Below are 15,386 nucleotides of genomic sequence, written 5' to 3'. Positions count from 1 at the left end.
AAAAAGTAGAGATAACTTCAAAGCTTTACCTATCGCGACCCGTAAGGGTTAGTAGCTACCCCAGCCCTCTCGGGCTAGGATGCTACACATTTGTGCGCCCGTTCAAAGAGTTCCCTGCACAATCTCGTAAATATAAAGTCATTCTGACAATTGCAAGTCAAACACTATCTCAATTAGCTTTGGATTTCATAGAGCAGTATATGTTTACTTTACTAGGTTCGTTCCGTAACAAGATGATATTTGGTGATGTAACACCATATGATGCGAAAATTTTCTCTGACATGTTTGGTGAAACAGAGGAATTTAAAGAATCCGAATCCGAACAAGGGATTTCTCCTATGCAAGACAACCCTGTTAGTCGATTAGGATCAACCTATCAGAAAGCAAAAGAAGTTGTTATGTCACCAGGAGATATTATGGGACAAGGTGCATTCATCTGTGCAGCTCGTATTGTACAAGACAACCATGTGCAACCTGTCCAACAAATTACGAGTAACTTTGTACCTAAAGAAGAATTCGCACATGCACTCATACAGGTTGAGGAGCGAACAGGCCAATATTGGGAAAATGAACGTCTTCGTCTTATTAATGAATCTATTGCAAAAGCAAATCCTATGAAACATGTAGACGCAGAGAACATGAAGAAAATACAACCTTTGCCGCCTATACAAGAGGATGAGATGAAACAGAATAGCTCTATAGAAACAACCGAAGAGCAACAACACATTGTATCATTGGAGGATTATAAGGAACACAAGTCTCAAAATGAAATTCTACCTAATGATCCTGGAGCTATGAACCAGCAGGGAGATATTGATGATGAGGCTGAAAATAAGTTGTATGAAGAAATTAAGGAATTTATTATTGAATCACAACAAGTCTCGCCATCTCTTCTGCAAAGAAAATTCAGGATTGGCTATATGAAGGCTATGCAATATATTGAGAAGTTAGAACAAAATCTAGTTGTAAGTTATTACACAGGGGATGGTCCTCGTAAAGTATTAATTTCAAATAGTAGTAGTATACCAGAAGAACCGAGTGTTAATACTACTCATACTTCTGACAATACTATTTCTCAGGAAGTAGCGATTCCAAGCGAAGACAAAGGAACCGTACAAGAGGAAACAAATATAGAAAGTATAAGCACTGCAATAACAGAACCAGTCGTGAACGAAGATATAGTGGAAGTCATAGATATAGAATCACCTCTAATGGATGAATGCCATGAAATAAACATGGAGGTAGCAGAACTAAACAAAGAATTGTCTATTACTATGCTAGAGCAAGATTGGAATACGGATTCGATCATTCATTCCAGGATTCCCGATGAGCCTGAACCACTGCTAGAAGAATTCCCAACAGATGGACTTCCCGTTCCAATAATAGAAACTGCAGAAATAAATATAGAATCTACATCAAGTCCAGTTACAAAAACAGATTCAGACGAAACATATGTAGAAATCAACACGATCCCAATCGCAGAAACGCTTAATCATACGGAAGAAAATAAGCTTGATGAAGATGTAGCAAAAGTTTACGAATCTATTAGTGTTACTGTTCATGAAAACTTAGAAAAAAATAGGGAAGATCATTCGAGAGATGATAAGAAGCAACCTGAATCTAAACGTATGAGTTACAAAGAACGCCAAGAGCTCTTAAAATCTCAGCAAAAAAATAAGAATAATACTACGCATTCGCTGCTTAATAAAATTGAGCAACCAAAACAAAAGACATCTAACGTAATGAGTAAGGAATTGAACAATTTCTTTGATTAATAGTTTGTAAACCTCAAATTAAATCTAGTGAGACTGCATTCTAGATTTTGATTTTCTGTCGATAAATATACAGAAGGTAGCAGAATATGCTTAGAAAAGACATTCTAGATTTTCTTTTAAGAGTTCAATCAAAACTAGAGTATAAAACAAAGCTACAATAGGGGGGAACTAAATGAATACAGAACACAAGCGGAAAATTCAATATTTTATAAGAAGAATCAAAATGGTTGCTATTACTATAATTACAATTAAATTAATTCGTGTATACTTCAAAAGTAACCCAAAGATAATAGATGATGTGCACATGGCATTCAAAAACATAGACGAAAACTTACTTGCTCATGCCATTGGACAACTGTTTTTGTTTAGTTTGATTTTAGGATGTGTGGCTTTATTAGTGGGATTTTTGTTTTACAGATACAGTTTTTTAGAAAAAAAGATTTGTTCATATATCGTTTTATTTTTAATTGTTGATTCGGTGTTTTATTACATTTTCCCCGAAATACCTATATCAATCTTAAAAAGTGTATTACTAAAAACTGCATAATTTAAATTCTAAAAAGGCATAGTTTCAAATATGAGACTATGTTTTTTTATTGAGAATTCCAATTATACATTTTAAAATCATTACATATAAATTATTATATTTATATGACTTCTTAAATAAATTGAATCGGGTGAACATAAGCAATGGAAAATGAATATATAAAAGTGAAGGCAATAGAACAGATGTATCTATCAGCAATGTGCTTAATACTATTAGGAAATGAAAAGAGTAAATTCCCGATTGAACAATCATTGGAAATAACTAAAATAATGGAGGTATCTAGTAATGAATTTTCATCTATTGTAAAGTTTTTTCAAAAAAAGGAGCAGCGTACTACCAAAGAATTAGAACAAGGCCCCATCAAGTATAATGAGGTAAAAAAGAGGGAATTCGAAATAGAAACATCTGCTGCCTCAACACTTGTGTTACTATTAAGCAGACTAGAGGAAACATTAGCAAGTTTGTTTGATGTACTCACTAAGTTTGATTCTAATCTCCCCCGAGAATTAGACCTGTCTAATTCTGTCATGAATGAGTACCTTAATTTCTTTGAGAAATGTATAGATGATAGAGAAAAAAATTTCATTATCGGAACAAGAAATCACCAGTTACTTACTTTTTGGCTGAGATTTAGAGATAATATTGTACATAGAAATAATAAGTATGATAGGGATATCTTACAGCTTGGTAGAAAACTAAAAATAAGCATTTCCTATGATTTAATAAAAGATAAATTTAAAATTCAAATGAGAGATGTAATATTATTGGCTGAACTTTGTGCTTTAATTTTAGAGAAATGTATTCTTAATGGATTATGTAGATATTTTGGCATTGATGAATGGGCAGTTAAAAATCTTAAAATGCGTAGTGAAAACGCACATATAAATCGGGAATTACGAACATCACATTTTTAATTAATGTACATGAAGGATAAGCTTGATATGACTGCTATAATTAGAACCCAAAAAATCCACTTGTAATCAATCTAAAATTATTCTTGCATTTGAGTAAAAATACCATTATATTTATATTAACAACTATATAAATAAACAATATTTTACGTGAAGGACACACCTTACGTACCATCCCAACGGTACAGGTGTGTCCTTTTTTACGTTCTAGGAGGAACCTATAATGGCAGAAGATAAGACAAACACTCAAACTGTAGAAGAACTTGGAATGGCTTTTGAATCAGCGAATCCGCAAGGTGACACACTGCTAGAAACAAACTTTAATCAATTTGAGCGAGTTCGTGATCATGAACTCGAAGAATTAGCTCGTATGAAACGTGAGCGTACTGTAGGGAAAGGCTTGATTACAGTCGTATCCGAAAAACTATTCCCGACTAAAAACGGAAAGTCTGAGCGTATACAAGTGCTTACAATGCAGATTGGTACTCATACAACAGCATATTGCCCTATTACAGAGGCAGGTATAAATGTTCCTAAAAATCCTCAATGGCTAGTGGGTAGAACAAAGCCTGTTATTATTGAACACTTCCAGAAAACTGAAGAAGGCAATTTTGCTGTTGTATCTATCACAGCAGGGGAATTGTCACTTCAAAAAAGATTATATGAAGAAGTAACAGCACAAGAGGGCAATAAGGTATATACAGGAACCGTTTCAGGACATATCCCTTCTGCACAAACTGTCTTAGTTGAAATTCATGGTGTAACAGTAGGGGTAAGGTACTCACACTGGTCCTATTCATTCGTTCGTCCAGAGGATATCGTCATTGGTGATGTTATAGAACTTATCATCGATAAAGTAGTGGAAAAGGATGGCCGTTATGAATTTAGAGGAAATAAAAAGAAACTAGAAACAGATCCAATTGAAAAACTGTTAGAACTAAAGAAACGCCGTGATCGCTTTGTAGGTAAAATAGTAGGGGTAGATGCAATTGCGGGTATTTTTGTAGAGGTTGCACCAGGAATTCAGTTTAAAGGACTTAAGAGCCGTAATCTTGCCAATCCAACTGTAGAAGATGCAAAAAATCAAACGATTGTTACATGTGAGCTGCTTAATATCGACGCCAAAAATAGAAAAGGAACAGTGCGTATCCTAAATTATCCGCAGGGACAAAGTAAAAAATCTAATTCGTCAATTTTCCAATTTTAATGGATGACTATGCGTACAATAGAGAAACAATTATCTACTTATGTTCCTTCTATTCCTCATTTATCAAATGAGGATGTACAAGGACTTCAAATATATCGAATACATGAACTGGATAAAACCTATGTATTCCATTCTTATGACGAATTGGTTAAGTTTAAGCAGCGTTTAACAGAAGAACAGTATGCCGTACTTGCTTTCATTGGTGTTCATACATCTGTTCGATTTAATCATTTATTATATTTATTCAAGGATAAATATTCACGTAAGAAAATAAATGATGCACTTCAAGGATTACTTTACTATCGTCTAATTGAAAAATGGCAAGTGGAGAATTTTGATATGGAGATCTTTGAAGAAACATATACGTTATCCGATAATGGCTATAAGCTATTAAAATACTGGCAAGGAAATATGTTTTTCTTTGCTCCAGAGCGAATTGATAATCACGGTAAATATGTTCACCTACGTTATTGGCATGATATAGATCTGCTCTGCCATCTACGCTATGCTCCATCCTTTTTAGGGCATATTATGCATCCATCCATTAGTAAAGGGGTTTTTACCCCTCCTTTAAGTTTTGCAGTGCAAGCCGGAGTAAATCAAGAGTTTAATTTTGTTGTATACTCCACGCTATTAACAGATAAAAAGGATCGCTTGAAAATGATTATTGCTAGATGGAAAGATTTCGTAGAGTCAGGTAAAGATATTATCATGAGGGGTTTGGGGAATAACCCTACAATCTTAGTTATATATGTTTCTACTATTCAGCAAGCACAACGTATTAATAAAGAACTATTATTAGATTTAATTCCTGGTAGAGTTTTATTATGTATAGGGGAGACCTTACATGTACAAGGATTACAACATGCATTCTATCAGCCTCTTGCAGAAGGGGAGATTAAGCAATTAAATACAAAGTTATTTACAACAAACTAAGCCATCTTTACAAGCTGTCGCTTCAAAGATGGCTTGTTTGCGCTTTTACAAAATCTTATATTACTTATAAAATTTTGTACGCTTTATTAAAAGTCACATAAAATCTTAATTTTTCTATCCTCTCTCTTTTAATTTAAATACTTTATAACATTTTGGTTAAATAATAAATTTTGATAGGCAATCGGGACTTTAAATTCTCTATATGTTTGTATCATTTCTTTACATTTGATATATGGTATATGCTCATTTGGAGAATCTTCTACTATTTTTTTCGCTTTCTCAATACATGGTCCAAAAGCATACAAGCAAGTAGCAACTCTTTCTCCTTTATGAAATACATACATTTCATTTCCCATTGTCTCAATTTTTATATAAGTCTTAGAATATGCTTTCTTAAAAGATTCTACATATAAACTCAACGATTCTTCCAAAATATCAACATAATCCTTACATGTATCTTCAAAGGGAACTCTCCACTCTTCTTTACCTGGTATCTCTGAAAGCGCCTTTAAAGTAAGTAAGTGTAAATTACATGCAATAACTAATCCACCAAATCCTTTTATATCATAGGACTTAAAGTTTTCCACTAATTCTGAAGCGTATATTTGAGCCGCCATTAATATGGCTTCATCTTTAGTATCGGCATAGTACTTCAATTGCTTCCTAAGGTGCTCACATGCACTAATATATTGTTTCAAAAAAGCTTCATCTATTTTCGCATCAATATATGAGCATATTTCCTCAATCGCTTGTTTAAAAATACCCTCAAAATTTATATCGTTATTAAGAAACGTCTTTTTTATATAGTCTCCAGCTAAATCTTTAATAATGCCAACAGCAATTGAAACTGCAAATGCTGTCCAAGAAAATGGTTCCAGCAGATCTTTATTTTCAGTATTCATAATTACCTCCAAATGCTAATATTTGTAGCAGTCACAAATTACTACCATAATAGTATTTAACCTAATAATAATTGGTATACTAAGGATCATTAAATTTCATTTTATTAAAAAGTGAATAGCGAATATATCTGAAGTCTTATCAAGAACGATTTATTATTTTCTACATACATCATTATTTTTCCCTTACTCAATATCAAGAAATATTCAAAAAGAACTTAAGAAAACTAATTATCCTGTATCTGCCCCTATACAAATTACGGATTTTACGAAATAATATTCTTTGACACCTTTATACAAAATAACAATATATACAAATATAACCATTTGTGTAAAGGAATATATTTGAAAGGGGTAAAGCATTGCTACGTATACAACGAGGGTACATGTGTGATCCAGATGATAATGAGGTCATTGTGAACGAAATTTTCTACAACGCTGCATCCGACCAAAAGTTAGGCAGCAAAATGAGTGTGTTTGCTGCAGAAAAACTACCTACTTCCATTTTTAAAAAAGTTCAAGAAAGCGAAAGTATGTCTTATATGGAAAGTATGGAAGTAGACGAACAAACCATTCCAGAAATACTTTGTTATTTAGACCAGAATCAAAAGCCAGAAAAACTTTATTTTGAAATGCAGTACATGAAGTAACACCAAGAACTGAAAATAAGTGGGGAGTTATAAACGTAGATACAGAGGCATTATTATATGGTACATAAAACAACTACATATAATCTCCCTTCTTATTTTTATTTGTTCAAAACAATTGAATACGATATAAAAATAGATTAATATATAACTATATTTATTGTTTAATTGATTCCGTTTATTCCCACACCTTTTTTGTGTTGTGGTTGAGTTGTAGAAGCAAGTTGCGTCTTGTTTCATTTTTGAAAGGGCTTCTTTGAGCCGATTAGTGTATATATAGCTTTTTTTGCTATACACATTTTTAATCGACCTGAAGAAGCCCTTTTTGTGTTGTCTTCGAGTTAGGAATCACTGCTACATAGACCTTCGGGGCTAATAATATGCTAGATGAGAACAGCACACAATTTGTGCTTTTTTTATTTGGAAAAGAGGATGATTAGATGAAATATAAACATGCAATTACTTTAGATAAACCAGCATTATCACTAGGGGAAATTATATCAATTTTTCAAAAGAAAGAAATCACTGAACCAATTAGAAGTCGTGAAATTACTATTTTTCAAGATACTGTAGGTATGATTGGGGATAGAATGAAAGACTTCGATGTCGACTATTATGATTATAGGGACTTTATTATGGAACTCGATTATCATGATTGTGACGATGACTGTGATTTCGAATTTCAAAGAAGAAGTTTTGAATACCAATATGGGAATCCATGCGAAATAGAAGATCGTATCCAAGAATGGGGCCACTTTTTTATTAAAACAATGGAATCCAAAAGAGAGGTAGTAAAATCTGAATATAGAAGACCTTCTACTATACCGCCTACGGAAGAAGAACTAAAACGAGTAGAGTATGATAAAAGAAGAGCAATAGAATGTAGCGAACTGTTTCGTATGTCTTATGAGACATTAAAAGCTATTTTAAAAGAATCCCCACATACTGTTATTGAGATTATTCAAAACATAGAGTTGGAGAACACAAGGATACTAGAGGAACTTCCTACCCATTTAGGTATACAATTTGCTTATAAAGAAGAATTAAAGGAATTATATATCTATTATGGAGAAAAACACTTACCAGGTCTTTATCGTCTTTTACTATTGTTAAAGATTTTTGAATTTGACTGTAAAGAAAGAGAGTAATGCCTAATTTGTAGTAAAGTAGATAAGGAATAGAATGTGAAAAATAAGAACTAGGGTATTTATATAGAATTAAGTTACTTGTTGCAATGCTAAAAGCACAAGGAAATAGAAAATGAAAACCTGAGAGGAGTACTATAATATGATTACAGTTAACCGAGGATATATGTATGATCCAGATGATAATGAGGTCTTAATTACAGAAATTTATTATCAAGCTGGTACAGATACTAAATTAGGAAGTAAAATGGATAACTTATCTTATTCAATCATTCCTAATGAAATTAAAGAAAAAATCGAAGCAGCTGCTTCCTTATCCTATGTGGAAAGCATTGAGATGTCTCAGCGATTAGCTATCGTATATCAAAATGAACTTAACATGTATGGAAAACCAGAAAAATTGTACTTTGAATTAACAAGTATATAAGAGGGAGAAAGACATTGGGCATATTTGTTCAATGTCTTTTTTTATTAATCTGCAGAGGAGAATATATAATGAATAGTGTAACTGAAATAGAAACGAGTCTTTGGACAATATGTGTAGGGGATGTTTTTAGCAATGGTCGTATGCCGTACCATCTAAAAGGTGTTTAAATCCGTAAATAATATTATTCCATAAAAAGTCCTTTTTATAGGAAAAGGAGGTTGCATGCCCCCTTATTATACAGTAATTAAGCTCCAACGTTGATTCATTAACAATTAAATACAGACATATCGGGGGAATTCTAGGTAATTTCTTTAAATTTCTTCTTGTTGAAAGTAACAGAAAAACAGTTCATTTTTTGAATACACTAGTACCTCTCAGGTTAAACTCATCTCTCCAAAATATAGCATGCCCTTCATATCTCTAGACACAATCGTGCAAACAAAAAAGAGAAACATTATTGAGTTTCCCTTTCAATTTTCTGTTATTTTATAAAGATTAATTCTCATTATTACTACTCCTGCAATCTTCTACAGATTTTAAAGATTCCTGAACTAGAATAACATCCTTTGGATTACCTGTATGCTTGGAACAGTTTAAAGCCAACTGATAATAATGCTGAGCATTGTCATACTCAAATAGCTTTTTTCGATAAACATCCCCTGTATGTAAAGCTATTACCATTCGTTGCTGCCAAATTTCTGGTCTCTCTGGAAGGCAAAAAAGTGAAAGAAGTGCCTGTTTTTCTAATCTTAATGCTTCATCATACCGCCCCTCTAAATAAGACAACAGGGCTAGCCCATTTAGAATAGAAGCACCAATACTGGAATCCTTTAGGTTTGCCTGTTTTAGCTCAGTTAAAGCCACATGATAGTGTTTCCGTGCCTGTTCGTAGAGAACATCCTTTCGGGTTCGAGTAAACAATTGTCCTAATTCAAAATGAACTCTCGCTCTTTCAACAGTATTAGTAAGGCCATTTAATCCTGTTTTTACATACTCTAATAATTCAGAGAAAATAGCACTTGGCACAAAGGTAAGCGCAAAGCCAAGATTTGTTGCTGCTCGTGCCACAGTTATTGGATCGGATGCAGTCTGATAAAGTTTAGTATAATGCCTAACAAGGCGATCTACATTTTCCTTATCAACCTCAACAGAGGAATTAAGTACATCAAGAACTTCACAGGCATTCATGATTTTACCTCCATTAATCTTTTAAAGGTGTCAGGATTACTCAGACGTAATAAGAAGGCTGCTACACCTGAATACCCAGTCATTAACTCTGGAGTTAAAGTTTCTCCATCATCACCAGGCCAAAGTTTCACATTCTCACGATAAACTGACATTGCATCTAAAATTCTTGCAAGTTCATGAGCACGATTAAGCCACATTGACTCACCACTTGCTTGATAAAGATCAAGTAAAAATTCAGCATTACCAGCTATACCGTGGCACTGAACAGGTGAACCACTACGACTACCATAGTATGTAGCAAGACCTGCCCGTTCCGCTGCATCTGCATAAATAGAATCCCCACTCTCAGTATGTAATCGTAGAAAAAACAAGCCAACTCCTGAAGCACCGTGACACCAGTGCGGCCAAGACCACCCACTACAGTGTGGTAATGGTTGAGCAGCGTCTATTAATTTTCCAGCAATTTTTATAACATAATTATAGAATCGTTCTTTTCCTGTTTCCTTAAAAAGTTCCAGTAGAAAATAACCAATTCCGGCAATACCATGACCAAATCCGTAATAGGAACAGTTAGATTCTTGGGTTAGTAACTCATCCCCTGTAGCCTGTGCTTTCTCTATATCACCTACTAATAAATATAAAAGTCCCACTCCAGCAGCTCCATGGGTTATGTCAGTACTAGGCAATGGTAAGGATGCAATTTGTTTAGTCAATTTTTTCGATTCTTCTTTCCATCCTAAACGCCAAAGAAACCATGCCGCTCCAGCATCGCCAAAGTATAGACCTGGATGTTGTAAGTGCTTAGGAGAATTAATCCGGTTAAGAATCCATTCCCCTGCAGCCTCTGCAGATTCTCTATAATGACTCCAACCAGTAGCATTATACAATTCTTTAAGGAAAAGCCCAATACCTGCTGTGCCATTATGTAGGTTAGTAGGCACAGAGTGAATTCCGAAATTTGCTGGCCAAGGGCGATTAGGATCTTCGGGCTTTATAATGCGGCATATATAATCACCTACTCCTTTCGCTAATTCTATTGGGTGACCAGAATTATTTGGTATTTCATCTTTAAATACAGACCTTACCTCCTCCACATTAGTGAATTGATTTGAAAGACAGCCAGAAATAAGGTTCACCAAGGCATCAGGAGTTTCAGGGCGTATTTGCTTAAGTAGCTCTATTAATCTAGATATAAGTGGGCGGTGATCATTTGGAAGATACGGATCATGACCAGTGATGACCAGAAAAAGTGTCGCTCCGAAACTGAACAAATCTTCAGTCATATTTGGTTGGTTAGAACGTACTTTTAAACCATAGCCTGGAGTATAAACATAGAAAGGGTGATTCGACATTTCTTGTTCACAAGCTCCTTCTAAATCAACTAATCGGAGGCCACTTGCGGTGTAAATTAGATTATTAGGAGTAAAATCACGTAATACAATATTATTTTTATGAAAAAAGTCAATTATCTCTAGCATTTCCTTGCCTAGTTCTACCACTTGGTTAATAAACATATACCTTCCACTATTACGTAAATCTTTAACATGATTACGTAAAGAGGTCCCTTCTATATACTCCATAACTCCATAGAGATTGCCTTCTTGCTCAAAAAAATCATATGGATTTGGAGTCAAAGGGGATGAGGAGAATTTATCTAGCAACTTAAATTCATAACGCAACCTTTCACGTACATCACGACCAAACCTATCGATACCTATGTGCTTCCGAGCCTCCTTAATTACTACCTGTAATCCTGTTTGCTTATCTTCGGCTAAATATATACCTCCACGACTAGCTTGGCGTAAGCACTCAAATACACGGTAACGTTGTCCAATTGGACCTTGCTCTGGAATATATTTTAAAGCTATTCCAGCTTTTACAAATGGGTCATCACTAATCCATTCAGGCTGTGAATACCAAGGAAGGCGTAAATCAGGGATTAGATGTCCATCAGGATGGAATACAGCAGGTGTTACTATACCTTCATTATCAACTAGATATGATGGAGTAAAAGCACCAAATCGATAATGAATTAAACTATCTGGATGTAAAGATCGATCAGAAGGAATACGAGGTCCTTCGAGTCCTTGAGTGACTTCATCCAGTTCAGCAGCAAGAGAGATTGCTTTTTCTTCGTTCGGTGGATAAACGGTTATAAACTTACCTGCTTGGCTACGTTGACCATTAACATCGTTAATTTTGCCAAGTTCTTTTAGACTAGCTGCTACTTTAAAAGAATAATTACCACGCTTAAGAATTGGTAAAACCTTTTTGAGTACAGTTAAGGCTGAACTTTCCGTTGCCGAAATATGTAGTTTCCATCCTTGACGTGGGTACGTACTACCACTTGGAGATAGGAATATCCATGGACCTTCAAACTTCAATTCCATATCAGCAAGAGCTTCTTGAATAGGGTTTGTCATAAAACCTCTCCTTTTGAACTAGGGCAGGTTATTGAAAATATGTGAAATATTATTCTTCTTCTATATGTGTCGTAGTACCACAAGTTTGAGTACATAATGTACAACCACTTACAGTCAAAAGATCTTCAACCGTCATTTTAGATAATTCTTCTACAGAAGTAACATTTCTCAAATCTCTTTTATCCATAGTCTCACCCCCTATCTATATGTTAATAAGAGGCGATTGCCTGCCCTAGTCTATAAAAGTTCGCCCATAAATATTCTGACCGAAATTAAATTTAATATACTTAAAAATTAATAAAAAATGTTTTAAAATCCATTATCCATTTCTTTTATTAGATAGAATATTAGAATTAGAAAAAGGAATATTAACAACTAGCAAAAGAATAATGAAGATAGACGAGGAATATTTAGTGAGCACTACCCAAATTCTAATTATTGAAGATTTTTTCAAAGGTAACTGTTTTTCTTAGTTAAAATAAGTGGGGTTGTGAAAGGAACTAATATATTGCTGATCAAAGAGTGTTACGCCGTTTCCCTCTTTTTGACTTGCATTAAAAATAAAGATAGTTTAATATACAAATATATTTATTGTTTAATTGATTCCGTTTATTCCCACACCTTATTGTGTTGTGGTTGAGTTGTAGAAGCAAGTTGCGTCTTGTTTCATTTATGAAAGGGCTTCTTTGAGCCGATTAGTGTATATATAGCTTTTTTTGCTATGCACATTTTTAATCGACTTGAAGAAGCCCTTTTTGTGTTGTCTTCAAGTTTGGAGTTATTGTATAGCCAGCACTTTAGGCAATTATTTTATTACTTAGGGGGAAACATCATGAAAAAATCACAAAGAAAATTGCAAAATGATGCTCATTTACATGACATTATTGAAGAAATTAAAGAACTAGCTAACTCTTTATGGATCAGTTCTGTATCAATGCTGCAAGCGCACAATAAAAACTTCAATACGAAAGCTACGACATTTAAAGATATTACTATTTCTGATTTAAGGGACTTGAAAGTAAGCTTAAGTCTCATTTATGCAGCAAGGAATATCAGTCATACAAGTATAGAAGTGTTGAATCAGCGCTTATCCATTCAATCGGGAAAGAATATTACTTCCTATGAGGATTGGCTGCTTCATGAAAATAGAGGGATTATTTGTGAAATGATTGATGAATTTCGAAAGAAAAAGGGGATTCACCCAGATTCGAAATACCAATTAATGTAGGGGGATTATTATGACGAATATGGAAAGTTTACAAGCCGAATTTCCATTTGAACAATTAGGTTGGAAGATTACACATACATTCGAAAGCAACGGGCGTTTTTTTGCGTATGTAGCTCCATTTGTTGACGCACGGGCCATTCAGGACCGATTTGATGAAGTCTTTGGTATTGATAAATGGCAAGTGTCTTATGAAAAATGGGGTGAAAAGGCAACGAAATGTACCATTTCAGTGTTTTTGAATGAACGTTGGATATTAAAAGAGGATGGAAGTGAAGAATCTGATTACAATGCTGTAAAAGGTGGATTTTCCAATAGCTTAAAAAGGGCAGCAGTCCTTTGGGGCGTGGGAAGATATTTATATAATATAAAACCACATAAAGTAGAGCTTACTACACTTAGTAAGGGGAAAAATGATATCTATGTTTCTTATCAAAAGAAAAGGTATTATTTCACACCACCTACTATGTTACAGCAAAAGAATAAACAAGGTTATTCACAGAAAGAACCATCAGATGCCCAACCAAGTCTGGGGTTATTAATTCGTGACATGCAACAACTAGTTAATCCTTTAGGAATTACATCTAGGGATGTTTTACTTGCCTATAATCACAATCATAATGCACAGGCTAGAACATTCGAAGATACAACGACTGGTGGATTAGAGGACATTATAACTCGTTTGCAGTGGATTCATGAGGCCATAAGTATTAGCCATGGGAATGAAAAACAGCTTAACCGCTGGTTATCTACCTATATATCCGGCGATATTACGTCCTTTAGAGAATGGTTACTTCATGATCATACAGAAGCCATTCATCAACTGATAGAACAGTTAAAAAAACAACAAAGCGCGTAAAGCTTTGTTTTATAGCAGGAAGACGAATGAACAGGATATGAGGTCTGTTCTTTTTTTATTACTTTTTTGGAGGGATTTACTATGAATTTTAAAATTAACCGTACTTTATTTATTGAAAAATTAGAGAAAGCTAGCGCTACTGTAGACATTAAAAGCCCAATGCCAGCATTACAAGGTGTTTTATTAGAGTGTAATTCAAAAGGAATGATTCTAATGGGTTCAGACGGTACAGAGACGGTAACATTAGTGACACGCTTTAACGTAAACAGTGGGGATTGTACTGAACCGGGGAAGGTGCTTTTTGCGGCCGCTCCGGTTCTTAAAACGATTAAGAAATTCAAAAGTGAATTCATCGGTTTAGAGCATACAAACAATGAGCTGAAAATCGTAGAAAATACGAAGAAACAATTTAGCTTTTGTACCATGGATCATGAAGAATATCCTGAAATCAAAATTGAAGCTGGAGAAGACTGGCTAACGATGACACAAGAACAATTTGCAAAAATTGCTAGTAGAACTTTACATGCTATTGCAGTATCAGATACACGAATAATCTTAACGGGTTTAAATTTAAAATCCATGGAAGGTGAGCTTTCATGTACTGCTACTGATTCGTATCGTTTAGCGAGGTTACGTTTTGAACGTACGCATATTCCTGCTGCTAAAGATGGTGAAGTCATCTTACCAAGTAAATCCCTTAAAACGGCGTTAAAACTATTTAATAGAGAATCTAAATTAGAAATGAAATTGATTAGTGACACGCAACTTCTTATAAGAGGAGAGAGCATTATTTATCAATCTCGATTATTAGCCGGAATATATCCTGATACATCAAGGATGATACCCGATTACTCAGATATCTATGTAACTGTAGAACGTAGCGAGGTACAAAATACACTAGAACAGCTGTCAGCATTCTCGACATTAGTAATGTTTACTTCAGAAGGAAAAAAATCTTTAAGAATTGAACCAAAAAACTCACAAGTAGGGACTGCGAGTGTGGAAATTCCATGCGATCAAGAAGAAACATTTACGTTTGCTTGTAATGTGGAATATCTGTTACAAGCACTACAGACAATACCGTCTGAAGCAATCACGATAAAAATAATAAATAACCAGAGACCTATTGTGATAGTGGGAGCAGATGACAAAACTAACTCTAATCTGCAGTTAATTCTACCGGTTCGTGTGTAAGGG

At 34.4% G+C, this 15,386-nt stretch carries 14 protein-coding genes and 1 pseudogene; 11 read left to right on the top strand and 4 right to left on the bottom strand.

Annotated elements, in window-relative coordinates; all coding sequences use genetic code 11:
• Positions 1-92: 92 nt before the first annotated feature.
• The 5 genes and pseudogenes from MR169_RS17420 to MR169_RS17400 form a co-directional block, all read left to right on the top strand.
• Positions 93-1,775, top strand: a pseudogene (locus MR169_RS17420) (DNA translocase FtsK); the annotation flags it as partial.
• 172 nt (positions 1,776-1,947) lie between these two features.
• Positions 1,948-2,322, top strand: coding sequence for a hypothetical protein (locus tag MR169_RS17415; RefSeq protein WP_016078878.1), 375 nt, complete (start codon positions 1,948-1,950; stop codon positions 2,320-2,322).
• A gap of 143 nt (positions 2,323-2,465) precedes the next feature.
• Positions 2,466-3,236, top strand: coding sequence for a hypothetical protein (locus MR169_RS17410; RefSeq protein ID WP_242319750.1), 771 nt, complete (start codon positions 2,466-2,468; stop codon positions 3,234-3,236).
• Positions 3,237-3,456: 220 nt separating this feature from the next.
• Positions 3,457-4,440 (top strand): RNA-binding protein, encoded by a 984-nt coding sequence (locus MR169_RS17405; RefSeq protein ID WP_242319749.1) that lies wholly within the window; start codon positions 3,457-3,459, stop codon positions 4,438-4,440.
• Between the two features lie 9 nt (positions 4,441-4,449).
• A complete protein-coding gene (locus MR169_RS17400; protein ID WP_227558017.1) occupies positions 4,450-5,376 on the top strand; it encodes a hypothetical protein in 927 nt (308 codons plus the stop codon).
• Positions 5,377-5,504: 128 nt separating this feature from the next.
• Here MR169_RS17400 and MR169_RS17395 read toward each other — a convergent pair whose 3' ends face one another.
• Positions 5,505-6,278, bottom strand: a complete 774-nt coding sequence (locus MR169_RS17395) for a hypothetical protein (protein ID WP_242319748.1) — start codon at positions 6,276-6,278, stop codon at positions 5,505-5,507.
• A 383-nt stretch (positions 6,279-6,661) separates the two neighbouring features.
• On the opposite strand from MR169_RS17395, the gene MR169_RS17390 reads away from it, so the two are divergent.
• From MR169_RS17390 to MR169_RS17380, 3 genes are all read left to right on the top strand, one after another.
• A complete protein-coding gene (locus MR169_RS17390) occupies positions 6,662-6,925 on the top strand; it encodes a hypothetical protein (protein ID WP_242319752.1) in 264 nt (87 codons plus the stop codon).
• Positions 6,926-7,362: 437 nt separating this feature from the next.
• Entirely contained in the window at positions 7,363-8,070 is a 708-nt protein-coding gene (locus MR169_RS17385; protein ID WP_242319747.1) for a hypothetical protein, read from the top strand.
• Between the two features lie 139 nt (positions 8,071-8,209).
• Complete coding sequence (locus MR169_RS17380; protein ID WP_242319746.1) at positions 8,210-8,494, top strand: hypothetical protein; 285 nt, start codon at positions 8,210-8,212, stop codon at positions 8,492-8,494.
• 495 nt (positions 8,495-8,989) lie between these two features.
• Here the strand turns inward: MR169_RS17380 and MR169_RS17375 are convergent, their stop codons facing one another.
• From MR169_RS17375 to MR169_RS17365, 3 genes are read right to left on the bottom strand one after another with little or no spacing between them, the layout of a single operon-like run.
• Positions 8,990-9,682 (bottom strand): tetratricopeptide repeat protein, encoded by a 693-nt coding sequence (locus MR169_RS17375; RefSeq protein ID WP_242319745.1) that lies wholly within the window; start codon positions 9,680-9,682, stop codon positions 8,990-8,992.
• Entirely contained in the window at positions 9,679-12,105 is a 2,427-nt protein-coding gene (lanL, locus tag MR169_RS17370) for a class IV lanthionine synthetase LanL (protein ID WP_242319743.1), read from the bottom strand. Before lanL ends, MR169_RS17375 begins: the two co-directional genes overlap by 4 nt.
• 49 nt (positions 12,106-12,154) lie before the next feature.
• On the bottom strand, positions 12,155-12,292 hold the full coding sequence (locus tag MR169_RS17365) for a hypothetical protein (protein ID WP_242319741.1): 138 nt from the start codon (positions 12,290-12,292) through the stop codon (positions 12,155-12,157).
• A 645-nt stretch (positions 12,293-12,937) separates the two neighbouring features.
• Here MR169_RS17365 and MR169_RS17360 point away from each other — a divergent pair.
• The 3 genes from MR169_RS17360 (at position 12,938) to dnaN (ending at position 15,383) form a co-directional block, all read left to right on the top strand.
• Positions 12,938-13,333, top strand: coding sequence for a hypothetical protein (locus tag MR169_RS17360; RefSeq protein ID WP_242319739.1), 396 nt, complete (start codon positions 12,938-12,940; stop codon positions 13,331-13,333).
• 10 nt (positions 13,334-13,343) lie between these two features.
• Positions 13,344-14,189 carry a Rad52/Rad22 family DNA repair protein gene (locus MR169_RS17355; RefSeq protein WP_242319738.1) on the top strand — a complete coding sequence of 282 codons (846 nt, stop codon included), beginning with the start codon at positions 13,344-13,346 and terminating at the stop codon, positions 14,187-14,189.
• An 81-nt stretch (positions 14,190-14,270) separates the two neighbouring features.
• Positions 14,271-15,383, top strand: coding sequence for a DNA polymerase III subunit beta (gene dnaN, locus MR169_RS17350; protein WP_242319737.1), 1,113 nt, complete (start codon positions 14,271-14,273; stop codon positions 15,381-15,383).
• Positions 15,384-15,386 lie beyond the last annotated feature (3 nt).

Origin of the sequence: Bacillus cereus group sp. BfR-BA-01349 (assembly GCF_022663795.1) — a bacterium.
GTDB lineage: Bacteria > Bacillota > Bacilli > Bacillales > Bacillaceae_G > Bacillus_A > Bacillus_A cereus.
The sequence above is the reverse complement of the archived record's forward strand: the minus strand, read 5'-3'. Positions and strand labels throughout refer to the sequence as shown.